The organism is Campylobacter concisus, from assembly GCF_902460535.1.
In the GTDB taxonomy this organism is placed as follows: Bacteria; Campylobacterota; Campylobacteria; order Campylobacterales; family Campylobacteraceae; genus Campylobacter_A; species Campylobacter_A concisus_AS.
The window spans coordinates 194,320-217,701 of record NZ_CABPTV010000002.1; the positions used below are offsets into that span (position 1 = coordinate 194,320).

Sequence of the window (23,382 nt, forward strand, 5' to 3'; positions counted from 1 at the left end):
TGAGAGGGGGTCTCACACCAAAATTTAATAACTAAACACTTCAGGATCGATAACCATCGCTCTATAAGCGACATCATCTCTTGAAGCAGAATCCACATCCATCTCAAATTTTATATCATTTGTCTTTGGGTCGATCTCAACTAAGACCATTTTGATAGTCTTGTCAGGACGAAGTAAATTTACGTTTGAGCTTGAGATAAAGTAGGTGTTTTTATCCTTTTGCCACTCGACGTTGCTAGTAACTGCACTGTAAAAGTCAAATCCACGCTCCTTACCAAACTGCCAAGTCTGCTCTACTGTGCCCTTTTTCTCATCTATCTTATATTCAACTGCGCGTGAGTATTTCTCCTCTTTAAGCGCTGCCTGCTCCATGCCTCTGCCGTCGCCATTGTCAAAGACACTTATATGCTTTATGTCGCCCTTGTTTTCGTATCTTGGTGTTAGCCACGCAGTGTGCTGAGTCCATGACCAGTCAAATTCGCCCTCGCATTTTGAGTTTTCGCATTTTATCTTGTTACCTTTACTATCTACTGGAGTTAGCACTTTTGCTTTAAAGTCCTCGCTCCAGCCCTCAGGCGAGGTTAATATCCATTTTACTTTTTTATCGCGTCCTATCTTTACGATGCCTTGGTGACGAAGCGAAAGGATGATACTATCATCGCTCTCATCGTATGAGATAGAATTTACATGCGCCCAGTTTCTGCCTGTGCCAGTGGAGGTGACATCGCCAAATGGCTGATCGTCGCTTATCTTGATCTCTTTTGCGTCCATGTCAATGTTTAGACAAACAGCCCTAGCATCAAGCGCTTTTATGAGGTTGCTACGATAAACGTTGTTGCCAAAAATTTCATTTAGATCCCACTCTTCTACCACCTTACCGGTGTTATCGACCTCGATGATGTGGTCTCTTATGGTGTGAGAAATTTTGCCATTTTTGTGGTGGTAGTTGTATTTTGCTACTCTAAGAAGTGCGTGATCATCTTTTAGTGGCATCACCTCGTGGCTTAGGTCGATGTAGCCTCTAGGTAGTGGGCGGTTGTAAATTTCTTTTCCCATTAGATCATATCTAAGATATCTTTGAGCCATGCCAAAGCTGATATCACCGTTTTTTAGCTGATGAAAGCCCATCATCATACCCCCATCCATCACTCTTCTCTCGCTACGGTCGTAAAATTTCTGATAGTCAAGGTACCATCTGACCTCGCCTTTGGTATCTACGATGTAGTTTTCGGTAAAGTCGTTCCAGCTAGCAGCTCCGCCATTTTTCCAATCAAGCGGTTTATAGACGCTTGTTATTGTGTTGTTTATGAGATAGAGCCTGTTTTTAAACGCAGGATCGACCTTTTTGACGCGAGTTTTTTGCATGTGTGAGAACCTAAAATCACGGCTATATGTGACGATAGGTTGGGCGTAAATTTTATATGTCTCAACCTTTTTAGCTCCGTTAAATGTGTAGCTAAGCTCGACCTCATTTAGATAGTCAGGATAAAGTCCCCAAATAGGCACGCCGTCATGTGTGAGTAGGGCATGCTCTGAGACGTTGTAGTCGATATCGATACCGCCATCTGGCTTGCCTTTTACTTTGACGTGGATATCTTTGATATCTTTGCCAGCTCTATCGATGATAGCAGTTAGCGGCGATACGTCGTAAGGGTTTATAAAGACTGAGCCAAGCTCTCCTTGAACCTTTACTTGATGAGCCAAGACTCCAGCGTTTAGTGGAGCACTAAAGCCAAAACCACTCACCAAAACAGCCGCAAGGGCAACTGAACCTAAGAAATTCTTGCTCATTTTCGCTCCTTTGTGAAATTTAATGATATCTTACTCCCCAAATTTCACACAAAACTAACGCTTATATAAAAATAGGCTTAAGTAAATTTATAAAAAGAAGTCGTTTTAAGAGGTAAAAATAAAAAGAAGAATTTAGGAGCAAATGCCCCTAAATTTTAGTTATTTGCGTCAAATTTCTTAAGAGAAAAGAGAACAAATTTGTAGCTAATAAATAGCGTTACTGGCCAAAGTATCAAAAAAATTCCTGCTTCTAACATCTATAATCCTTAGTATGCGTGATGATCGTTTTTGATCTCATCTTGCGTGATCTTCTTGCTATCTATCGCTCTCCAAACTATGACGATATAGGCAAGCACGAAAGGCACTAGCAAGCTAACATAGGCCATAACGCCAAGTGTATAGTGGCTTGAGCTTGCATTTTTGATAGTTAGCGAGCTAGAAAGGTCGCTAAAAGAGGGATAAAATGCTGTGCCATTTAGTCCTGTTATCAAAAATAGTGCAGTCACAGCTAGTGTAACGCCAATGCCATAAGCGAAAATTCCGCGAATGCTCTTTGTAAATGCCCCTTGGAAAATTCCAACAAGCACCAAAAGCACGCCAACAAGTAGTAGTGCGCCAGCGATAGGCATCTCGATCAAATTTATAGCGTATTTGTAAGCAACAAGGCTAACTACGCCGTTTGCGTCGTATGCAAAGCCATCTTTTGTAAGTATCCAAGCAAGAAAGCCTAAGAAAAATGGCAAGAATAGCACTGTGTTGATAATTAGCTGTTTTCTAGCGTTTTGTATAAATTCGCCATCAGCGATGTTGTTTATAAGATATAAGCAGCCACCTACGCGAGATAAGAAAAACATCGCTATGCCAAGCAAATACAAGTAAGGATTTGCCAATGCTTCAAGACCGCGAAATGGAGTTTTCCACTCGACAAAGTTGTGCTCATTTAGCACAAAATCACTACCGCTAAAAAATGTGCTAACCGCCATACCAATAAGGATAACGCCAAGTGAGCCATTTATGAAAAGGAAAATTTCATAAGTTCTAGCGCCCAAGAAGTTATCAGGCTTTTTGCGGTACTCGTAGCTTACAGCTTGGATGATAAAGCAAAACAAAATAGCCAGCCAAACCCAGTAAGCACCGCCAAAACTAGTAGCGTAAAATAGCGGGAACGCCGCAAAGCACGCGCCACCAAACATAACAAGCGTCGTAAATGTAAGCTCCCATTTTCTACCGATAGAGTTTATGAGCATATCTTTTTTAAGCTCGTCTTTGCCAAGGCTAAAGATGAGCGACTGACCGCCTTGAACAAACATCATAAAGACCAAAAGTCCGCCAAGAAGGCTAACTATAAACCACCAATAAATTTGTAAATTTTCTAAGCTTAAACTATGCATGATCGTTAAATCCTATCTTTATTTGCTTAAGCATGATCTTGATCTCGGCTATCAGTAAGACCGTAAATAAAACAGCAAATAATATAAATGAAATTTTGACATTTGAGTCAGATAAATTTGTAGCTCCGATGCCAACGGTCATGAGATCTTGTATCGCCCATGGCTGACGGCCGACCTCTGCTACTATCCAGCCAGCCTCAGCTGCGATGTAGCCAAGCGGTATGGTAAAGAGGCAGATCCACAAAAATGCTCTTATGTTTTCAAATTTATATTTTCTTGAGATATTTAGATAAAGAGTGATAACAAAAAGAGCTATGAAGTAAGTGCCAAGTGCGACCATGATGTGGAAGCTATAAAATGTAAGTGCAACTGGTGGTACAGCATCTTTTGCATCTTTAAGATAGCCATATCCTAAGAAATTTAGGTTGCTCTCTAAATTTGAAAGTGAGCTTTTCATCAAGCTCTCGTCATTTGCTTTTTTAGCCTCTTTGTAGTTTTTAAGAGCTTCGATAGCTACTTTACCCTTTGCCATCTTCTCTTCTACGCTTATTAGATTGTGCTCGCTGTTGCCGTAAAGTAGGTCGTTTATGCCTGGTGTAAATGAGTCAAGCTCTCTGTTTGCCATGATGCCAAGTGCGTAAGGTACCTTTATCTCAAGCAAAAAGGCATCGCTCTCATCGCCAAGCTTTTTAGCTGGGTTTAAAATACCAGCAGCAACTAGGCCAGCGTTTTTCTCGCCCTTGTAAAGTCCCTCCATGGCTGCTAGCTTCATAGGCTGCTTTTGAGCTACAAAATATGCGCTTTCATCGCCACTAAGTAGTAAAAATGCTGATGTGATAAGACCAAATGCGCTAGCAACGACGATGCTTTTTTTAGCAAGCAAGATGTGGCGTTTTTGGATCAAAAACCAAGCAGAAATTCCTATCACAAAGATAGCTGAGATGGTGTAGCCGCTAGTTACTGTGTGTAAAAATTTGCTAATGCCAAGAGGATTTAGTGCGACTTCGAAGAAATTTTGCATCTCCATTCTAGCTGTGTCTGGGTTAAATTTCATGCCTATTGGGTATTGCATCCAGCCATTTGCGATCAATATCCAAAGTGCGCTTAAATTTGAACCGATCGCAACAAGCCATGTTGAAAGCAGGTGAAATTTCTTACTGACCTTTTCCCAGCCAAAAAACATAATGGCAAAAAATGTACTCTCCATGAAAAATGCGAGCAAGCCTTCAATCGCAAGCGGAGCACCGAAGATGTCGCCTACAAACCAGCTATAGTTCGCCCAGTTTGTACCAAACTCAAACTCCATGATGATGCCAGTTGCCACACCGATAGCGAAATTTATACCAAAGAGCTTTAGCCAAAATTTCGTTATCTCAAGCCAGGCTTTGTCACCAGTTTTGACATATATCGTCTCCATAATGGCGATGATAAAACTTAGCCCCAACGTAAGCGGGACAAACAAAAAGTGGTAAATGGCAGTCAGCGCAAACTGAGCCCTAGACCAATCAACAAAATCCATCTCAGACATTTTATTCCTTTATTAAATTACGAATTACAAATTCGCTTTTTTCTTCGTCAGTTTGAAATTTGGTATTAAGAGTCTCATTAAAGAAAAAGAGCTTTAAAACCCCAAACATAATAATAAGCTTTATCGCTATGAGAAGCCATAGTTTCTTGCCTATTTTCATATTTTTAAAGCCGTCTATATATAAAGAGGCGATGTTTTTTAAGCAGTTTTTAATCATGATGTCGAAGTCTATAACAAAAAAACTTAAAGAATAATTTTTAAAATTTGCACGATTAATGCCTTACTAAATATTTAAGGGGTATAATCGGCAGATTAAAAAATAACTAAAGTTAAGGAAATTTGATGGCAAAAGAGACGAAGTATATTTTTATCACAGGTGGCGTTTTAAGCTCACTTGGAAAAGGCATCGCAGCTGCGTCTATCGCGACATTACTTAAAAATTCTGGCTTAAAGGTGAGCGTTTTAAAAGCTGACCCATATATCAACGTAGATCCAGGCACGATGAGCCCACTAGAACACGGCGAAGTCTTCGTCACAGATGATGGTGCTGAGACTGATCTTGACCTTGGTCACTACGAGAGATTTTTAGATGAGAGCCTAAGTCAGGATAATAACTTCACAACGGGCAGAGTTTATAGCTCGGTTATCGAAAAAGAGCGCCGTGGCGATTACCTTGGAAAGACTATACAAGTGATCCCTCACATCGTTGGCGAGATCGTTGATCGTATCAAAAAAGCAGGCGAGGGCAAAGATGTGCTTATCGTTGAGATCGGCGGAACCGTTGGCGACATCGAGGGCTTGCCATTTTTAGAGGCGATAAGAGCGCTAAGAGTAGAAGTTGGCAAAAAAAGAGCGCTAAATATCCACCTAACGCTTGTGCCATTTATCAAAGTAGCTGGCGAGCTAAAAACAAAGCCAACCCAGCACAGCGTAGGCGAGCTAAGACGCATCGGCATAACCCCAGATATCATCATCTGCAGGTCAGAAATGCCACTAAACCGCGAGCTAAAAGATAAGATCGCAGCGAGCTGTGGTGTGGAGAAAAACTGCGTCATAGAAAGCTTAGACAGCGCAAGCATCTATCAAATTCCACTTTCATTTTTAAAGCAAGATATATTAACGCCGATCGCTGAAAATTTAGGCTTTGGCGAGCTAAAACCAGACATGGCAAACTGGGATAGCCTAGTAAAAAGGATCATCGCTCCAACAAACGAAACTACAATCGCCTTTGTAGGCAAATATATCGATCTAAAAGAGAGCTACAAGAGTCTAACTGAGGGCATCATCCACGCTGGAGCAAATTTGGACGCTAGGGTAAATTTACGCTGGATAGATAGCGAAAAGATAGAAGATAGCAATGTAAATGAGCTTTTAAAGGACGTGGATGGCATCTTAGTAGCTGGCGGCTTTGGCGAAAGAGGCGTTTTAGGCAAGATGCAAGCCATTAAATTTGCTCGTGAAAATAAGATCCCATATCTTGGAATTTGCCTTGGTATGCAGCTAGCGATGATTGAGTTTGCAAGGGATGTTTTGGGCTTAGAAGATGCAAATTCTATGGAATTTAACAAAGAGTGCAAAAATCCTATCATCTATCTAATAGATAGCTTCATCGATGCTCACGGCAAAAAGCAGATAAGAACGCACACAAGCCCACTTGGCGGCACTATGAGACTTGGTGCTTATAACTGCGACATCAAGCCAAAGACGCTTTTGGCTGAAATTTATGGCAACGCAAAGAGCGTAAAAGAGCGCCACCGCCACCGCTACGAGGCAAATCCAAAATACAAAGAGGTCTTTGAAAAGGCTGGCCTTATAGTAAGTGGCGAAAGCGACGGACTAGTAGAGGCGATCGAGCTAAAAGGACATCCGTGGTTTGTAGGCGTGCAGTGTCACCCTGAATTTACTAGTCGCCTGACTAGACCAAACCCTGTGATACTAGGCTTTATCAAAGCAAGCTTGGCTAATCACGTAAAATGATAAATTTGCAAAAAATATTTAAGTAAAGATAAAGTATATGATACATAAAATTGTAGTGCAATTACTATTGAAAGGATTAACATGAAAAATTGTGTTTTAAAAGGTGTTTTAGCACTTTCACTTGCTAGCTCATTTGCATTGGCTGAAGGTGGATTTGCTGGAGTTGAGGGTGGCTATGATTTTAGCTCAAAGCTAACTAGCGGTGGTAGCATAAAAGATAATAGACCAAACATAGGCATAAAAGGTGGTTATGATTTTGATACAGCTAGAGTTTATGGTGGATATTTCTACCATGCTAAAGCTAAAGACAGCTATAGCAATATAGTGGATGCAAAATGGACAAATCATAAATTCGTAATAGGTGGTGACTACACACCAACCATAGCTGACAACTTTAAACTAGTTGCTGGTCTTTATACTGGTCTTTCAGTGATCAATTTTGATGCTACTGCTAATACAAATGCGGGCAGACTAATATATGATGTTACAAAGTCTGGCTGGTTATTTGGTGCTAAACTAGGTGGTGAGTATAGTTTTGATAAAAATAATGCACTTGAATTTGGCTTAAAAGCTGATAAGTCTTGGTATTCTTCATCTGATTATATTGATCTTAAAACAACAGATGTTGGCGCTTATCTAGGCTACACATATAAATTTTAATTTTTGGGGTCTTATGACCCCTTATTTTTACTTAAAATTTCTCTCATTTTTTACTTCAAATTTACAATGGCTAATTTATAAAGAGTATCAATTTAACAAAAGTTTTTTGCCCTAAAAATCTTACTTTCAATGAAAATTATAAGAAATTAAATTTCAAAAAGATATAATCAAAGCATTCAAAATAAAGACGAAAGATTACGATGAAAAAAAAGCATTTTTGTTGCCAAATTTTTGGCAGTTTGGGCGTAAATTTAAGTGAGCAAATAGCATTAGTCAAAGTTGGCAGGGCGTCAAAAAGTCCTTGCCAAAGCTATGTTAACTAAAGAGGATATAAGGAATTTACTAGCACGTAGATTTTGTAACGACATACACAAAAAACTTAGTGAAATTCCAACGCCAAGCGCCCTAAAAGATATCTACAAAGGCGCTAATCGTATCAAAGAGGCGATCGAGAGAAACGAGCATATCGCTATTGTTGGCGATTATGACGTTGATGGTGTGGTTTCAAGTGTGATTTTAGCCGAGTTTTTTGATGATCTTGGCGTAAAAAACTACCTAGTAAAGATCCCAAATCGCTTTAAGGACGGATACGGCTTAAACCCTGAGATCATCGACGAGCTTGCAAACGATGTGAGTCTAATAATCACCGTCGATAACGGCATCTCGGCTAATGAAGCAGCTAACATCTGCAAAGAAAAAGGCATAGATCTCATCATCACAGATCACCACATGCCACCATCCGTTCTACCAGAAGCCTACGCTATCATCAATCCAAAACAAGAGGACTGCAACTTCCCAAATATCGAAATTTGTGGTGCTGAAGTGGCTTGGTATTTGGTTGGAGCGCTAAAGGATGTTTGCAAGCTAAACTACGATATGAGCAAGTTTTTAGAGCTTTTAGCCATCGCGATAATAGCTGATATGATGGAGCTAAGAGATATGAACAGGATGCTTGTTCGCATGGGTATTTGCAAGCTAAATGCCTCGAAGCGCTCGGCATTTTGCGTCATAAAAGAGTTTTACGGCAAGGATAAATTTGAGTGTGATGATATCAGCTTTCTTATAGCGCCTCTTATAAATTCAGCCGGACGCATGGACGATGCGATGAATTCATTTAACTTTTTGCGTGCAAAGAGCATCGAAGAGGCTTACAACTACCTTGATACGATCATTGAATTTAACAACTCCAGAAAAGAGGAGGAGCGCCAACTCTTTGAGTGCTCGTTAAAGGACGTAAAAGAGGACGATGAGGTCATCATCACTTGGGGCGAGCAGTGGCATGAGGGCGTGATAGGCATCGTGGCCAGCCGCCTTGCAAAGCACTTTGCAAAGCCAGCTATCGTCTTTAGCATCGATAAAGGCCGCGCAAAAGGCAGTGCTAGAAGCGTTGGCAAGCTTGATATCTTATCACTCATCGCAAGCCACGAAGATCTGCTAACAAGCTACGGCGGTCACAAAGGTGCAGCAGGGCTAACGCTTGCGCCTGAAAATTTGGAAAAATTTAAAGAGGCGATAAATAAAAGCTGCTCATGCTTAAATATGCAAGAGTGCAAAAGCTCAGACGAGCTACTTGGTGACATAATGCCAAGCGAGATCGACTTTGAACTACTTGAAATTTTGGAATTTTACGAGCCATACGGACAGAAAAATCCACGCCCAGTCTTTAAAATAGAAAATGCCGTCGTGAAAAATGAGAGGCTCATAGGCAGGGATCAAAACCACTTAAAACTTATCTTGCAAAAAGACAACAAAACGCTTGAGGCTCTATTTTTCAACTTCACAAGGCACGTTAGAGTGGGTGAGATGGTGGATATCATCTTTTGCGTATCTAAAAATTCATTTCGCGGACTTGTTACACCACAGCTTCTTATACGAGAAATTTTATAGCATTTTGCCTAGTCGTTTGAAATTTAATCACTGAAAACTTTAAAGCTATGCTTGGTGGTTACGCTGGTCTTGGTTATCTGAGCGTTAGAGAGAGATTTGAAAACGAAACTAGCAAGAAAAATTTTAAAGGTTTGTTAGTTGGTGCAAAAGCTGGCGGTCAGTACTCATTTGACGCTCACAACGCGCTTGAGTTTGGTTTAAAGGCTGATAAGACATTTTATAAGAAAAATAGTGGTGCTCAGCTAAGAGATACAAGCGTGGGAATTTACACAGGTTACACTTATAAATTCTAAATTTATGGCAAGGCTTAGGCTTTGCCCATCCCAAAAAACTCACATTTGTTCTTTAGATTTATAACTCATGCAACCTTTAAATGATGTGAGGTAGAATGGCTCTTATCTAAAAAGGAGAAAAATGAAAAACAAATCGTTTCTTGCCATTGCGCTTTGTGCCGTTTTTAGTAGCCTTGCCTTTTGCGAACCAAAAAGCGAGCCAACGCTAACAAAAAGTAGAAATTTAGTTGGCCAGACGGTGCCAGGCGCTATTTTGGGCATCAAGGTAGCAAAAGAGTATCAAGCGAAATTTGATAGCGCAAAGCCTAGGATGCAGGAATTTTTAGCAAATATGGTATGCTATAAGGCTAATAAAAATGATAAATTTATGGAAGGTGGCACAGGGGCGCCTGCGCTAAGAAGAGATGATAGCCATTTAAAAAGGGCTAGTGGCACTTGTAGCGACAGAGTAGATATCTCGAGTATAGAAAATGTGAAATTTATCGCCAAAAACGCATTTAGTTTTAGCGTTACATTTATCACAGCAGATGGCGAAGAAACTACAAAATTTGATGATATTATATTTACACAGCACCCTAGCGGCGAGTGGCTGGTTAGGTGGTAGTAGCGGCAATGCCTCTACTCTCTGCCCTCAAGAAGTGGCACAAAAAGACACTCGTCTAAAAACTCTTTTTCTAAATTTCCGCTCTCGTCTTTTCTAAATTTAGCTATAAACTGCTTGCCATCTTTTTTCATCGGAGCGACCAAGATACCGCCATTTTTTAGCTGGCTAAATAAATTTGGCGAGATCTCATCAGCAGCAGCCGAGAGTAAAATTCTATCAAACGGCGCGTAGCTTCGCCAGCCGTTGTTGCCGTCGTCATATCTTACGTGCACGTTTTTGATCTTTAGCGCCTCGAAGCGTTTTTTTGCCTCCATGGCCAGCTTTTCTATGCGCTCGACACTAAAAATTCTATGCGCGAGCTTGCTTAAAATAGCCGCTTGATAGCCGCTGCCACAGCCTATTTCTAGGATGTTATCCACATTTTCGCACTCTAGTGCCATGGTCATCTTTGCTACAGTTAGCGGCGAGCTGATCCACTGGTTGCCAAGGATTGGCTGCGCGTCAAGCTTGTAAGCATGTGCGGTGATGGGTACGAAAATTTCACGCTCGGTTGTTGATATCGCGTCAAACAAAAGCGGACTTAGCGTGATCTCGTCGGCTATGTCGCTAGCTAAATTTTGGCATTTTATCGCTTCTAATTGGGTCAAAATTTCTATCCTAAACAAATTTTAAATCGTTATTATACGATTTAAAGCTTATCTTAAAATTTATAAAAGCCCTAAATTTTTCTTTATCTGTGTGATCAAATTTGCGTCAAAAACTGCGCTTGCTTCTAGCATGCCGTCTGGCAAAAAGACCCCAGCGGTCTCAAGATCAAGCGAGCTTGAGATCATGACGTAACAGTTATTTGCAATGGCAAGTGCCTTGCAAAGGCTAAGATATACGTCCTCTCTGGCCTTGCCCCACATGGCTGGCACCATGATGATGTCGCACTCTCTTAGCTTTGCCCAAAGCCTACTATCACGCAGCTCAAAGCAGATCAGAACGCCAAGCTTTAGCCCTTTAAATGTAAAGGCATTTATATCGCTCACCTCGCCAGCGGCAAAGATCTCGTGCTCTAAATTTGGCCTAAAAAGCTCAGCCTTAAACTGCGAATGAAAGACGTTACTTGAGTTAAGAAGTAAAAATTCGTTATAAATTTTTGGCTCATGAGCGGCTAAATTTGAAATTTGAGCGAGCCCTACGCTTTTGTTTAAGCTACTAAGGTGCGTAAAACCTAGAAATTTATCTGGGCTAAGCGCCTCTTGCAAGCGCTCAAGCAGCATCGCATCAAAGCTGCCTATCATGCCACCAAGCATAGCTCTATTTGCCCCAGCAAAAAAGCCGTCAAAATCATAGCCGCTTATGCAAAGCTCGCTTGCAAGCAGGAGCGAATTTGCAGGTGCAGCCTCAACTAAATTTGCAAGCTCCTCTAGCCGCTCGGTAGCATTTTTTGCCTTTAAAGTTAGGGTTATTAGGTTTAAATTTTCGCTCATTTATTTTCCAAAAACAAATATAGTTTGCTTTGGCGCATGGCAATTTTCTGGAATTCTAAAATCCATATCCGTCCCGCCAATTTCAGGCGTTGGCTTTAGCAAAACTGTTATGGCCGTAGTCTTGTTATCACGCTGTGAAAGCGGATCGTTAAAGACCCAGACTTCATACGAAAACGAGGTTTTATCGTCAAAATATACCACTCTAGTCTCTTTTAGGTCGGTGGATTTAAAGCTACATTCCCTATTTATCTGCTTTAAAACATCGACAAAAAGAGCAGACCCGATAGGTGCCAGACTTGGCCGGACATCGCCAGCTGGCATGCTTTGGTAGATGATGGCATATTTGGTTTCGTCTGTTTTGACAAGTATGTAAGGGTTAAAACTATTTAATAGATCCTTATTTGCTATGTCGATCGCCCTCTGACTGCTACTACTTGCGCACCCTACAAAAAGCACGCAGGCAAGGGCTAATATGCCATTTTTAAAAGTCATCAAAGCTAATACTTCCCTTGCTGTAGTTTGTCACCTTTGCCTCAAAGAAATTTGACTTTTGGTCGTTAAATTTAGCAAAGTCATCGACCCATTTGATCGGGTGAGCGACGTTGTATTTGCGTTTTAGGCCGATCGCAACTAGACGCTGGTCGATGAGATAGTGGATATACTGTTCGATTATGTCGTCGGTAAAGCCCATTATTTGGTTTTGGGTGATGTATTTGCCCCATTTGATCTCTAAATTTCCAGCTTTTTCAAACATATCATAAATTTTCGCCTCAGTCTCAGGTGTGAAAAGGTCAGGCCTTTCCTTGCGGACTGAATTTATCATGTTTTGAAACAAAAGCAGGTGCGTGATCTCGTCACGTTGGATGAAGCGGATCATCTGCGCCGAGCCTAGCATCTTGCCAGCGCGAGCTAGAGCGTAGATCGCCGTAAAGCCGCTATAAAAGTAAATGCCCTCTAAAATTTGGTTTGCCACCATCGCAAGAAGTAGCTTCTCGTCAGTCACTTCGCCTGCAAGCTCCTCATAGACGCTTGAGATGTAGTCATTTTTCTCGCGCAAGACGTCGTCGTGCTTCTCCATCTCGTAGATGAGGTCGGTGTTGTCACAGATCGCCTCGACCATGACAGCGTAGGACTTGCTGTGGTTTGCCTCTTCGTAGGCTTGGCGGCTTAGCACGGCGTTGATCTCTGGTGCGGTAATGTAAGGGTTGATGTTGTCAGCTAGGTTGTTTGTCTGGAAGCTATCCATCGATATGAGCTGGCTCCAAACTAGGTCGTACATGCGTTTTTCAGCCTCTGTGAGGTTGTAGGCGTAGTCGCGCACGTCGTCTGTTGTATCGACCTCTTTTGGAAACCAGGTGTTTGCTTCCATAAGGTCCCAAAGCTTTAACGCCCACTCGTATTTTGCCTTAGTGAAATTTAAAATGCCGTGTGGGTTGCCGTTAAAGACTCTTCTGTCGGTCAAATTTTCATTTGAACTTGGGTTGTAAATGCGTTTTCTGTTCATAAATTTCTCTCTTGTTTGTGGTAAAAATTTCTTAAAATCTTACCCAAAGCAAAGTAAAAATTTACTTTTATTTAGAGTGTTTTGCTCCTTTTTATGGTCATCAAAAAGCCAGTTATTATTAGTAAAGCGGCGATCACGCAAGAGATGGCAAAGACGATCTGACCGACCTCGCCAAAGATCTCTCCAGTGTGCAGGCTAAGCACTTTTCGACCTGCCTTTTTTGCCTCTGGGATGCTATCACTCTTGCTAACAAGTTTGTTTTCTTTGATCTTGCCAGCGCTAGCGTCAAGCTTTAGCTTGCCTACCTGACTCTCGCTAGTTTCGTAGTTTATCGTGTAGGTGCTTTGGTTGTTTTCAGGCACGTTTATCGTGAGGGATTTTAGCTCTAGCGTGACATTTTCTTTAAAAATTTGCTCTGCAGTCTCGATCTCTTTAAATTTCTCGTCGCTTATTGGGGTCAAATTTCTTTGAGGCATTGCCCTTTGCGCTTGGCTTGGCTTTAGCTCGAAAAATATGCTATTTACGCCGCTTCTTACCCAGCCATAAGACCAGTAAAGGCCAGTTAGCGACATCACGACAAGCAGGATCGCCACGTATGTGCCAAGGCTCGTGTGGAGGTTGTAAAAGCAGGCATAGCCCTTCGCGTTTGGTTTGATCTTTAGTGAATTTAGGAAATTTCGCTTGATCGCTGGGGCGTAGAGGATGAGGCCACTGATGGCAAGAAGTGCCATGATGATCGAGCTAATGGCGACTATTTGCTTGCCGATGTTTGCTGGGACTTTGCTATCAAGCAGGGCAAGGCCTAAATTTCTATGCAGGCTTAGTATTATCATGCGAGTTTTCTCGCCCAAATCTTCGCTGATCACCTCGCCATTTCTTGGATCGATGAAGAAATTTAAGAGCTTTTTATCTTTAGTGACGCTGATGCTATAAGCTTTGTTTTCACCGCCGATTTGTACGTTTTCAAGCGTGTCAAATTTGATCTCACTTTTTGCCTTGGCGAGGATCTCGCTTAAGCTTAAATTTGGCTTTTCGCTAGGTGCTAAATTTATATATTTTTCATTTATCGCAGATTTTATCTCCTCTCTGTAAGAGGCAAATGGCGCCGCAAGCGTCATGATAAGTAGCGGTATAGTCGCGATTAGGCCGATTATTAGGTGGATGTTGAAAATGATTTTGTTACGCTTGAAAAGCATATATCTCCTTTTAGATTTTAATAACGAATATTAATTTATTTTTTGTTAAGCAGAGATAAAATTTAGAAGATTTTTTTAAGTTATGAGATAAAATTTGGCTACTCATTGGCACGATAGACCACTAGGCAGAGAGCTCTATTGGCAAAAAGCGCTTTTTGCCTTGTAAATTTATCTATTTTGAGCGATCGGCAGGAGATACTCAAAGGTTCTGATGGCTGCGTTTAGATCCTTTTTGTTTAGAGATTTAAACGGCTTTAGCAGGTAGTAAAGTGGCTTAAATTTTACTATTAGTTGTAGCGAGCGCGAGTAGATTTGAGCTCCACCAGCGTTAATGTATTCATTGACCACTTCTTTTACCAGCTCATGTGAAATTTTTTGTCGGTAGAGCTCGTGGATGAAAACTAGTAGGTCACGGCACTTTTGAAGCTCCAAGTCTTTGCTAAAAAATTTTGACTCAAAATCTAGAAATTTTATCTCGCCATTTTTTATGGCGATATCCCTAAGAGCTGGGCGTCCGTGTGCGAAATTTAGCGCGTGAAGTCCAGCTAGTGCGTGGGCTGCTTTTAGCAAAATTTCGTGTTTAAATTTTTCATCGTTACTATATTTAAACAGTCTAGCAACTGGCTCTCCAACATCTTCTATAACTAAAAATTCATCGCTTTTTAACGCGAGTTTTGGCGCAGGAGCATTTGCCTCGTTTAAAATTTCAAGCTTTTTTATCTCGGCCGCAAATGACTTATAAGGGTTTGGTTTAAAAATTTTAGTTAAAAAGCCACCTTCAATGGTCTTTTCAATGCGTTTTAACCAAAATTTTTGCCCATCAAATTCAAAGCTAAAAACACGCTCGTCGTTATGATCTTTTAAAATTTCATTTACATATTGTTTTAAATTTTGCATTTTGTTAATGTAGCGAAAGAATTCTAAATTTTTACATATATTTGACGTAAAATTTAATGAAAAAAGTGAAAATATTTGTTAGCAAAAAAGAGAGTAAAATCATGGTGGAGTTAAGCGGGATCGAACCGCCGACCTCTTGAATGCCATTCAAGCGCTCTCCCAGCTGAGCTATAACCCCAAAAGGATTTTGTATTTTATCTTTTTATGGCTTACATTTTTTTGAAAGTCGTTTTTATAAAATAAATTTTTAAGCAACTTTTGGCTAACATTGCAACCTTTAACGCGGGAATAGCTCAGGGGTAGAGCACAACCTTGCCAAGGTTGGGGTCGCGAGTTCGAATCTCGTTTCCCGCTCCATTAAATTTTGCCCGAGTGGCGGAATGGTAGACGCAAGGGACTTAAAATCCCTCGGTAGTTTTTACCGTACCGGTTCAAGTCCGGTCTCGGGCACCACCAAAACGGCGACATGGCCAAGTGGTAAGGCATGAGCCTGCAAAGCTTTGATCCCCGGTTCGAATCCGGGTGTCGCCTCCAGACTTCAAAAACCAAATTAAAGGATTAACAATGAAAAAGTTGCTTTTAATAGTTTGTATGGTATTTTTTGCAGTAGGTTGTTCAAACACTTGGCACGGCGTAAAAGAAGATAGCCACAACGCCAAAGAATGGACTAAAGAAAAGATCAATGACGGCGCTAGTTACGTCAAAGAAAAAACAGAATAATTTTGGTGGTTATAGCAAATTTTAAGCAAAGTTGGCTATAATCACAAATCTTTAAATCGGGAGATGGCTGAGCGGTCGAAAGCGGCGGTCTTGAAAACCGTTGAGGTGTGAAAGCCTCCTGGGGTTCGAATCCCTATCTCCCGGCCATATACTAAAAATAAATGTTTAAATACCTGTCTTAATAGTTCTCAATATGATACACAAAAAGTGCAAAAACTTATCTTGAATTTTGTTGCAGGTTTACTTTATTATAGGAAATTTATCATTTTATCTATAGAAATTAGATTTATATTTAAACTCCTTTATGACCCCCCCCTCAAGATAGTAATAAAAATCAAAAAAATAGTTCAAACTATTATTATTTTTTATTTAGTTTTTAATGAGGTTTAGAAGTTTAAAAGAAATAGTTATAGAATGCCATTCGTGGTTTTAGATTATCATTAAAATAAACTTACAAAGCAATATGCACTTTTCCAGATGATTTTTAACAAAGAATGTCAATATAATTGACTTTGAATTTTTAAGAGCAGCCTTAATGACATACAGCAACATATAAAAGAGCTTCAAGACATAGGTAAACAAAAAGATTCTATGGAATTTTATAGAATGTCTAGGTTATTAAGCTCGAAAGGATACTTATTAAATTCTATAACCCTGTTATTTGAAGCTATTGGGTATTACTGTGCAGAAAGCTTTGAATGTTTTGGCAATAATGTAAAAATGCACATTGATGCCTTTAGAAAAAGTAAAAATTTCAATGCCTATGATCTAACACACGAGTCTAGAACTTTTGTAAAATGGATGGAATTAAGAGATGAAAAGTACCTAAAAAAAAGTGGTGCGGCATACTATGATATAAAAAATAAGCTGGAGAGCATAAGAACCCTTGGTAATTTTAGAGATTTTATAAAAGAGGCCGAAAAACTAAGAAATAATCTAGCTCACGGTAATGCAAGTGAAAAAATAGAAGATTCAAAAAAAGAGCTCACAAAATTGTTAGACAAATATAACTCATTTTGTATAGTGCAAAACATACTGGGAAATAAAAAATGAAAACTCTTTTTATTTTAATGAATCACACTCTAACACCAGAACAAGAAGAAGATGCGAGAGAAAATTTAAAAATTATGAAATTTATAAATATAGCTGACGCAAAGTGGAGTGACATAGATCCGTTTGAAGAAAGTGTACGAAATATCATAAATATCTACAAAGATAGACTTACGCAGCAGGCTAGTGCTGGAGATGTGTTGTTAGTTCAAGGTGACTTTGGAGCAACATATAACATGATAAAATTTGCAAAAAATATGGGTTTAAATGTCGTATATGCGACTACAAAACGCATAGTAAGCGAATATATAGAAAACGGAAAAGTTGTAACGAAACGAGAATTTAAACATGCAAGATTTAGAGAATATGAGGATTTATAATGGCAGAGTTAAACAATAAAACATTAGTTATTTTTGAAATTTTAAAAAAATTATTAAAAAAACGAGAAATTTATCCATCAGATGCAGAGCTTTTAGACGAATTTGGCATACAAGAAAGAACGCTAAGAAGATATATAGAAGAGATCAAAATTTTATTCGAGGATTCATTTATAGTGGAAAATAAGCTTGTAAAAAATGCCAAAAGACCTATGGGTGTGTTAAGAGTGTCTGATAAGAATAAAGACATAGTCGTCGTTTTAGAGTATCTTTTAAAAAATAGTGATAATCTAGGCTGGCTAATCGCTTTACTAAACGAAAACGATCCTAGCTTATTGAATGATTTAGATAAATATGAAAAAGAGGTATCTAGACAGCTACAAGAAAATTCAGATATATTTTTATTTAAAACAAATCCTTTAGAAAATTTACAAGATGAGCCTAGCAAAAGGTATTTGAGTGAGCTTCGTAATGCAGTTGCAAACAGAGAATACCGAGATATTAAGTATAAATATATCGGTGAAGTCGAGAATTTAACCGAGTGGGTAATATGTGCTGTTGTAGAATGCATTGTATGATCTATTGAAATAATCCAGGTTGTGTATGAAAAAACAGATAGTCTAAAGGAATAAAACGAGAAAGTTAAATGCTGAGTGTGTAGTCTCATATATAGTTAGATGAAATGAGAGCTATATTTTAAAGAATACATACAAAACTAAAATAAAAACAATAGATGGGGGGAGTCGCTACTAAATAGGCTATAGTTTGGCTTTGCGGGAATGATTTTTATTTGTTTTTCTATTCTATTTAATTTGGGTAAGTTTATGAAAATAAAATTTTAGATGGTGACGAGTTGGATTAAAGACCTATTTATGGGATTTATAAAAGAAATAGTCACAATTGAACAATTTCTATGAGCTAAAAACCTTGGCATAGAACATGCAGTTATCATAAGAAATTTGTTACAAGATAGTTTAAAAGGGTTCGTGATAATTTTCGTGATAATTAAAGGAAGATATGCTCCAATTTCAGTCTTATTTGTATGATATTATAGACTTTTAAATGATAAGCACAAATATGGACATGTTTTTTGTTGATATAGAGTAAACATTAAAAGAAATTTGTTGTAATTTTGGAGTCGGATAATCTGAGTTAGGGTACTTGCTTATATTATGAGGTAACTTAATATAAAAATAACCGATAAACCATTAAAGAGTCTTGGTAAAAAGATAAAGCTATTTTTGAAACAATCGGTAATTAGGCGAACCATTGTTATAATAGAGGTGCAAAATATGAACTGAGTATGAAGCATCTGAATTGCGATAGAAAGTATAGTGATAAAGTAAAAATGGTAAGGAAAAATTTAAATAAGCTTGAGAGATCAGTTAATGTTTGATATCAAGTTTCGTCTTGGCGCATTGAAATGTTTATATAAATTTTTATTACCAACAATAAATTCAATAAAAATGTATACTATAGGCAAGCCCAAAGCATCAAGAAGCAATTTTAGTGGCTGAATTTTTCGTAAGTTAAGTATCAAAATCATATATTTTGTAAAATCAAGGGATACACAGCAAATGTTGTGTATCAAAAGAGAAGTAAATTATTTTTTTAAGTTTATGTTATTTATATGACCATGTTTAATTGCTGAAAAATGCGCTATAATGCACAAAGAGTAAGAATATGTAATTTGACAAAGCTTGAAAAATAAGTATGCTATAGTTTAAATGCTGATGTTATATGGACCTAGGGATAGGTCGTTGTTATGGACTAAATAGAGAAGAATAGTTGTAAAGATGTGAGGGCAAAAATTAGCAAAAAGATACCAAGAAAGTCAAAAGAGATAGAGGGCAAAGGAACTTGCCATAATTTCAAGGATTAACAAGTAATTTATTGTGGCTTAATGTGAACATAATTGAAACCCGTAAATCAAAGATGAGAAATTAAAAGTGCTAACTCTTGATCTAAAAAAATAGAAATGAAGTTCACGATAAATTAATATAGCTTTTGTATTATTGTAAGGTAAAATAAGACTTATCTGATAGAGATTGTGGATTGGATAAATTAAAAACTCTTTTGGGATATAATAATTTACTTTAAAATGGTGGTTAAAAATATGAGAATAGCTGCAATAGACCTTTTTTGTGGAATAGGAGGACTTACTTATGGGCTTAGTAAATCAGGAATAGACGTATTGGCAGGCATTGATTTTGATGAGAGTTGTAAATTTGCTTATGAACAAAACAATAATGGAGTCTTTATACATAAAAATATAAGAGAAATAAAAGGCGAAGAAGTCAATGAGCTGTTTGGAAATACTGATATTAAAATTTTAGTAGGATGTGCCCCTTGTCAACCTTTTTCAACACATCGGAAAGACAAAAAAAATAGATCTTCCCATAAAGATTGGGGATTATTATATGATTTTTTAAGGCTAGTAAAATTTACTTCTCCACAAATAGTATCTATGGAAAATGTTCCAGAGCTTAAAAATGAGAAAGTATTCGCTGATTTTGTTGATAATTTAAAAGCACAAGGATATAGGATAAATTTTAAGATTCACGATGCTAGCGATTATGGTGTTGCTCAAAGGCGAAAACGGCTTTTACTTTTAGCTTCTAAATTTGGTGATATTGATTTTGTAAAATCAGAAGAAAAGAAACTAACAGTTAGGGATGTGATTTATAAAGTTGACAAAATAAAAGCTGGTGTATATGACAATCAAAAAGATTATCTCCACATAAGCCCCATGTTAACTCATATAAATAAGCAAAGAATAAAACAATCAAAACCTGGCGGTTCATGGCATGATTGGGATGAAAAATTATTGCCAAATTGTTATAAAAAAGCAAGTGGTCAAAGTTATAAATCTGTTTATGGTAGAATGAGTTGGGATGACGTTGCCCCAACTTTAACTACACAGTTTATAAATTATGGTACGGGAAGATTTGGGCATCCAGAACAAGATAGAGCAATATCGTTACGCGAAGGAGCGTTGCTTCAGTCGTTCCCACCAAAATACGAATTTATAGATAAAAATGAAAAGATATGTATGCGAAAGATTGCTAGACACATAGGTAACGCCGTTCCACCAAAACTAGGGGAACACATAGGCAAAAGCATCTTGGAACACTTAAAACAATATCAAGGAAATATAGATGGCGAAAATTAGTTTTTCAACAGCAAATCATGCAGTGGCTCATTTAGGTAGAAATTTATATAGTACCACTCCTCCTGCATTAGCTGAACTCGTTGCAAATTCGTATGATGCTTATGCAACTAGAGTTGATATAAAGATAGAAAATTCATATATAGTTATCGCTGATAATGGCAAAGGTATGAATATTGATGAGCTAGACCAAAAATATTGCAAAATAGGTAATCCAAAACAATCAGAAGAACCAATCAATAATCTACTAATGAGAAAGCCTATGGGTAAAAAGGGAATAGGAAAGCTAGCTGCTTTTAGTATAGGCAATAAGTATGAGGTTTTTACAAAAACAAAAGGTTCTCAATATTGGATAAGCTTTATATTAGATTACAATGAGATGCTTAGAAATAATCCATACAATACTGAGATCAAATTATTAGATAGATTGCCTAATGAATATGCGGATTATATAAATTTTAATTCAGGATTTATAGTTAAGATTTTTGATTTAAGAAGAAAATTTACCTCTATATCTGAATCAAATCTAATAAGTCAATTATCAAAAAGATTTTATTTAACTTCTAATGATTTTTCTTTAAAAATAGATAATGAAGAGATAGAACTATCTAAAAATTCATACTATAACGATTTGCAGCTTGTTATGTATTTTGGGTATAAAAAAGACGAAATTTATGCCATGTTTGATAATGCTAATATTAAAATAGAAGAATTTCTAGATAGCGGTACTGAAATTTCTAGTTACATAAGAAACAAAAAAATAAAAGGATGGATAGGTAGCGTAGCAAAACCAAAAGATCTATCTAAAGACGGTAATGGAGCATTTGTAATAGCATATATGAATAATAAAATTGCTGATGAAAATATTTTTAAAAATAAACTTGATGCAAGACTAGCTTCACAATATATAGTAGGAGAAATTCATGTTGATTTTTTAGATACAGATAATGACCCAATAACATCTAGTAGACAAGGGCTTGATGAATCAAATGATGAAGTAAAAAAATTTATTGATAATATGGATAAGGTCAGAAAAAAATTTATTTCTATGTGGGATAATTTTAGGGTTAAAGATGCTGTAAACACGTTGCCAGAGAGAATCAAAAACAATGAAAATTATAAGGAATGGTTAAATGGATTAACTGAAGATGAGAAAACAATAAACAATAAATTATTAAATTTATTTTCTGCAAAATTAAATGATGATAGTGAAATATGGGATAAAGAAGTGGATGCTATGGTTACATCAATTGCCAATGTTGTAAACAATATTGGCATTAATGAAATAAATAATGACATTAATGAAGCGCAGGGAAATACAGAAGCTCTTTTTCGTCTTATGTCGAAATTTATGCAAAAGATAGCAAAAGCAGAACAAATACAAACCGCAGATATTATTAATTATAGGCTAAAAGCCATAGATAGACTTGAAACATTAATGGATAACCCTGAAAGTGCCGAAAAGGTATTTCAAGAACATTTATATGATAATCCATGGCTAATAAATCCATACTGGAACACCAATAATGATATCAATTTTGATAGAATAAAAGAAAAGTATATAAAAATAAGAGATAATGATGCAGACAAAGAAAAATCTGGTCGTATAGACATATTGATAAAAGTACAAGAAGAGAGATATCCTATCATAATAGAATTAAAGAAAAATAACCCTAAAGATCATGCGAGAGTTACCTACTCAAGTTTATATGATCAAACTAGAAAATATAAAAAAGGATTAAAACAAAGTTTGACTGAACCAAATAAAAATGATATAAGACTTGAGGACATCAAAGCAATATGTATTGTATCTGAATTTACTGGTACTGATGGATCTCTTAAGATTGATATAGACGAAGGTGAATTTAAAAAATTAAGAGATGATAATACTTATATATACACATATGCTGAGTTGCTAGATAATGCAAAGAATATGTATAAAGAATTTATGAATGTCATAAAAAAACAAAAAATAATTCCAAATTTATCATAAACTATAACTTTTACAGCGTTAATTAAAAATTAACGCTGTAAAAAACCAAAATATTCCATGTTTTTTATCTTTGATATTTTACGGAATATTTTTTCTAAAATTCTCTATTAAAATTTACCAAGTAAAATTTAAAAATGTTTTTGAATATACCAAAAACATCGCCGACATCTTTCACCATCCAAAATTTGAGCGTATAGACATGAGAGGGCGCGTGAAAAACCTAAAAAATGTCTACCGAACGCCTTCAAACATCGCTAGGTGCGCATTTGAGATCTTGCAAAAGGACTCTGCGATAAATGACTACTATAAAAAGAGCTTTTATCTCAGTCATGACTTCATCTCAGACATCCAGTGTATTTTGCAGGATGGTAGCATAAAAGTGGTCGAGCTTGATGAATTTAGTGAGCTTAAAAAGTGCCTAAATTCTTTGCCAAATGGCGAAACAAGTGTCGTTTTAAGTAGCAGTAAGGTCGCTGTAAGTGCCATAAAAGAGAGCGTCTTGTCAGAGGGTAAAAATGTAGAGGTTTTGACGATACAGTCCATTAAAGGCCTTGAGGCGCAAAATATCATCATCCACAACTTTTTACCGTTTTTGCAGACTATATATAAAAATGAAAGAGCGCTTTTTTATAGAAAAATTTACGTCTTGCTAACTAGAAGCCGTGAAAATTTATATATCTCACTACCTAAAAATTTGGATGAAAATTTGCCAGATGAGATAAAAAAGGTGGTAGAGATCATCAAAAAATATACAAATTTAACTCAGGTTTTACCAGAGCCAGATGATGGCAAAAAGACAAAGTCCAGCCTAAAACTGGCCTTATAGAGGCCAGTTTTAAGAGATGTAAAAGAGGGAGCCGAGCTAGTGGT

22 protein-coding genes and 5 tRNA genes are annotated in these 23,382 nt (G+C 37.5%); 16 read left to right on the forward strand and 11 right to left on the reverse strand.

Annotated features, from left to right (window positions below):
- Window positions 1-24: 24 nt before the first annotated feature.
- The 4 genes from FZ945_RS02575 to FZ945_RS02590 all read right to left on the reverse strand — a co-directional run bounded on the left by FZ945_RS02575 (window position 25) and on the right by FZ945_RS02590 (window position 4,927).
- A complete protein-coding gene (locus FZ945_RS02575; RefSeq protein ID WP_148802296.1) occupies window positions 25-1,791 on the reverse strand; it encodes an aryl-sulfate sulfotransferase in 1,767 nt (588 codons plus the stop codon).
- 266 nt (window positions 1,792-2,057) lie between these two features.
- Window positions 2,058-3,185 carry a cytochrome d ubiquinol oxidase subunit II gene (locus FZ945_RS02580; RefSeq protein WP_262367141.1) on the reverse strand — a complete coding sequence of 376 codons (1,128 nt, stop codon included), beginning with the start codon at window positions 3,183-3,185 and terminating at the stop codon, window positions 2,058-2,060.
- Window positions 3,175-4,710, reverse strand: a complete 1,536-nt coding sequence (locus FZ945_RS02585) for a cytochrome ubiquinol oxidase subunit I (protein WP_148802300.1) — start codon at window positions 4,708-4,710, stop codon at window positions 3,175-3,177. Before FZ945_RS02585 ends, FZ945_RS02580 begins: the two co-directional genes overlap by 11 nt.
- Window position 4,711: 1 nt before the next feature.
- Entirely contained in the window at window positions 4,712-4,927 is a 216-nt protein-coding gene (locus tag FZ945_RS02590) for a DUF4492 domain-containing protein (protein ID WP_103590779.1), read from the reverse strand.
- 125 nt (window positions 4,928-5,052) lie between these two features.
- On the opposite strand from FZ945_RS02590, the gene pyrG reads away from it, so the two are divergent.
- The 5 genes from pyrG (at window position 5,053) to FZ945_RS02615 (ending at window position 10,131) form a co-directional block, all read left to right on the forward strand.
- Window positions 5,053-6,687: a CTP synthase gene (pyrG, locus tag FZ945_RS02595; RefSeq protein WP_148802302.1), complete on the forward strand. Its 1,635-nt coding sequence runs from the start codon at window positions 5,053-5,055 to the stop codon at window positions 6,685-6,687.
- A gap of 81 nt (window positions 6,688-6,768) precedes the next feature.
- A complete protein-coding gene (locus FZ945_RS02600) occupies window positions 6,769-7,347 on the forward strand; it encodes an outer membrane beta-barrel protein (protein WP_009295226.1) in 579 nt (192 codons plus the stop codon).
- 312 nt (window positions 7,348-7,659) lie between these two features.
- The gene (gene recJ / locus FZ945_RS02605) at window positions 7,660-9,234 is read left to right on the forward strand and encodes a single-stranded-DNA-specific exonuclease RecJ (RefSeq protein ID WP_148802304.1); all 1,575 of its coding nucleotides are present in this window, start codon (window positions 7,660-7,662) and stop codon (window positions 9,232-9,234) included.
- Window positions 9,235-9,281: 47 nt separating this feature from the next.
- The gene (locus FZ945_RS02610) at window positions 9,282-9,527 is read left to right on the forward strand and encodes a hypothetical protein (RefSeq protein ID WP_148802306.1); all 246 of its coding nucleotides are present in this window, start codon (window positions 9,282-9,284) and stop codon (window positions 9,525-9,527) included.
- A 121-nt stretch (window positions 9,528-9,648) separates the two neighbouring features.
- Window positions 9,649-10,131: a hypothetical protein gene (locus tag FZ945_RS02615; protein ID WP_148802308.1), complete on the forward strand. Its 483-nt coding sequence runs from the start codon at window positions 9,649-9,651 to the stop codon at window positions 10,129-10,131.
- 14 nt (window positions 10,132-10,145) lie between these two features.
- On the opposite strand, the gene FZ945_RS02620 is transcribed toward FZ945_RS02615, so the two are convergent.
- The 7 genes from FZ945_RS02620 to FZ945_RS02650 all read right to left on the reverse strand — a co-directional run bounded on the left by FZ945_RS02620 (window position 10,146) and on the right by FZ945_RS02650 (window position 15,381).
- The gene (locus tag FZ945_RS02620) at window positions 10,146-10,778 is read right to left on the reverse strand and encodes a protein-L-isoaspartate(D-aspartate) O-methyltransferase (RefSeq protein ID WP_148802310.1); all 633 of its coding nucleotides are present in this window, start codon (window positions 10,776-10,778) and stop codon (window positions 10,146-10,148) included.
- Window positions 10,779-10,838: 60 nt separating this feature from the next.
- Window positions 10,839-11,606: a carbon-nitrogen hydrolase family protein gene (locus tag FZ945_RS02625; RefSeq protein ID WP_148802312.1), complete on the reverse strand. Its 768-nt coding sequence runs from the start codon at window positions 11,604-11,606 to the stop codon at window positions 10,839-10,841.
- The gene (locus tag FZ945_RS02630; protein WP_148802314.1) at window positions 11,607-12,098 is read right to left on the reverse strand and encodes a hypothetical protein; all 492 of its coding nucleotides are present in this window, start codon (window positions 12,096-12,098) and stop codon (window positions 11,607-11,609) included.
- Window positions 12,088-13,110 carry a ribonucleotide-diphosphate reductase subunit beta gene (locus tag FZ945_RS02635; RefSeq protein ID WP_009494790.1) on the reverse strand — a complete coding sequence of 341 codons (1,023 nt, stop codon included), beginning with the start codon at window positions 13,108-13,110 and terminating at the stop codon, window positions 12,088-12,090. The genes FZ945_RS02630 and FZ945_RS02635 overlap by 11 nt, the downstream gene beginning before the upstream one ends.
- Before the next feature lie 71 nt (window positions 13,111-13,181).
- A complete protein-coding gene (locus FZ945_RS02640) occupies window positions 13,182-14,306 on the reverse strand; it encodes a PepSY-associated TM helix domain-containing protein (RefSeq protein WP_148802316.1) in 1,125 nt (374 codons plus the stop codon).
- Between the two features lie 168 nt (window positions 14,307-14,474).
- Complete coding sequence (locus tag FZ945_RS02645; protein WP_148802318.1) at window positions 14,475-15,203, reverse strand: BUD32 family EKC/KEOPS complex subunit; 729 nt, start codon at window positions 15,201-15,203, stop codon at window positions 14,475-14,477.
- A gap of 102 nt (window positions 15,204-15,305) precedes the next feature.
- Window positions 15,306-15,381, reverse strand: a tRNA-Ala gene (locus FZ945_RS02650).
- 104 nt (window positions 15,382-15,485) lie between these two features.
- Between FZ945_RS02650 and FZ945_RS02655 the strand changes: the two genes are divergently transcribed.
- The 11 genes from FZ945_RS02655 to FZ945_RS09745 all read left to right on the forward strand — a co-directional run bounded on the left by FZ945_RS02655 (window position 15,486) and on the right by FZ945_RS09745 (window position 23,338).
- A tRNA-Gly gene (locus FZ945_RS02655) sits at window positions 15,486-15,560 on the forward strand.
- A 9-nt stretch (window positions 15,561-15,569) separates the two neighbouring features.
- Window positions 15,570-15,656: transfer RNA gene (locus FZ945_RS02660), tRNA-Leu, on the forward strand.
- A gap of 7 nt (window positions 15,657-15,663) precedes the next feature.
- Window positions 15,664-15,737: transfer RNA gene (locus tag FZ945_RS02665), tRNA-Cys, on the forward strand.
- Window positions 15,738-15,767: 30 nt separating this feature from the next.
- Window positions 15,768-15,923: a hypothetical protein gene (locus FZ945_RS09740; protein ID WP_187424147.1), complete on the forward strand. Its 156-nt coding sequence runs from the start codon at window positions 15,768-15,770 to the stop codon at window positions 15,921-15,923.
- A 57-nt stretch (window positions 15,924-15,980) separates the two neighbouring features.
- Window positions 15,981-16,070 (forward strand) — tRNA-Ser (locus FZ945_RS02670).
- 459 nt (window positions 16,071-16,529) lie between these two features.
- On the forward strand, window positions 16,530-16,976 hold the full coding sequence (locus FZ945_RS02675; RefSeq protein WP_222862610.1) for a hypothetical protein: 447 nt from the start codon (window positions 16,530-16,532) through the stop codon (window positions 16,974-16,976).
- Window positions 16,973-17,353 carry a CRISPR-associated protein Csx20 gene (gene csx20, locus FZ945_RS02680; protein ID WP_148802320.1) on the forward strand — a complete coding sequence of 127 codons (381 nt, stop codon included), beginning with the start codon at window positions 16,973-16,975 and terminating at the stop codon, window positions 17,351-17,353. Before FZ945_RS02675 ends, csx20 begins: the two co-directional genes overlap by 4 nt.
- Complete coding sequence (locus tag FZ945_RS02685; RefSeq protein WP_187424150.1) at window positions 17,353-17,928, forward strand: helix-turn-helix domain-containing protein; 576 nt, start codon at window positions 17,353-17,355, stop codon at window positions 17,926-17,928. The genes csx20 and FZ945_RS02685 overlap by 1 nt, the downstream gene beginning before the upstream one ends.
- A 1,523-nt stretch (window positions 17,929-19,451) precedes the next feature.
- Entirely contained in the window at window positions 19,452-20,522 is a 1,071-nt protein-coding gene (locus tag FZ945_RS02690) for a DNA cytosine methyltransferase (RefSeq protein WP_262367138.1), read from the forward strand.
- The gene (locus FZ945_RS02695) at window positions 20,509-22,512 is read left to right on the forward strand and encodes an ATP-binding protein (protein ID WP_148802324.1); all 2,004 of its coding nucleotides are present in this window, start codon (window positions 20,509-20,511) and stop codon (window positions 22,510-22,512) included. Before FZ945_RS02690 ends, FZ945_RS02695 begins: the two co-directional genes overlap by 14 nt.
- 70 nt (window positions 22,513-22,582) lie before the next feature.
- Window positions 22,583-23,338 (forward strand): ATP-binding domain-containing protein, encoded by a 756-nt coding sequence (locus FZ945_RS09745; RefSeq protein WP_222862611.1) that lies wholly within the window; start codon window positions 22,583-22,585, stop codon window positions 23,336-23,338.
- Window positions 23,339-23,382 lie beyond the last annotated feature (44 nt).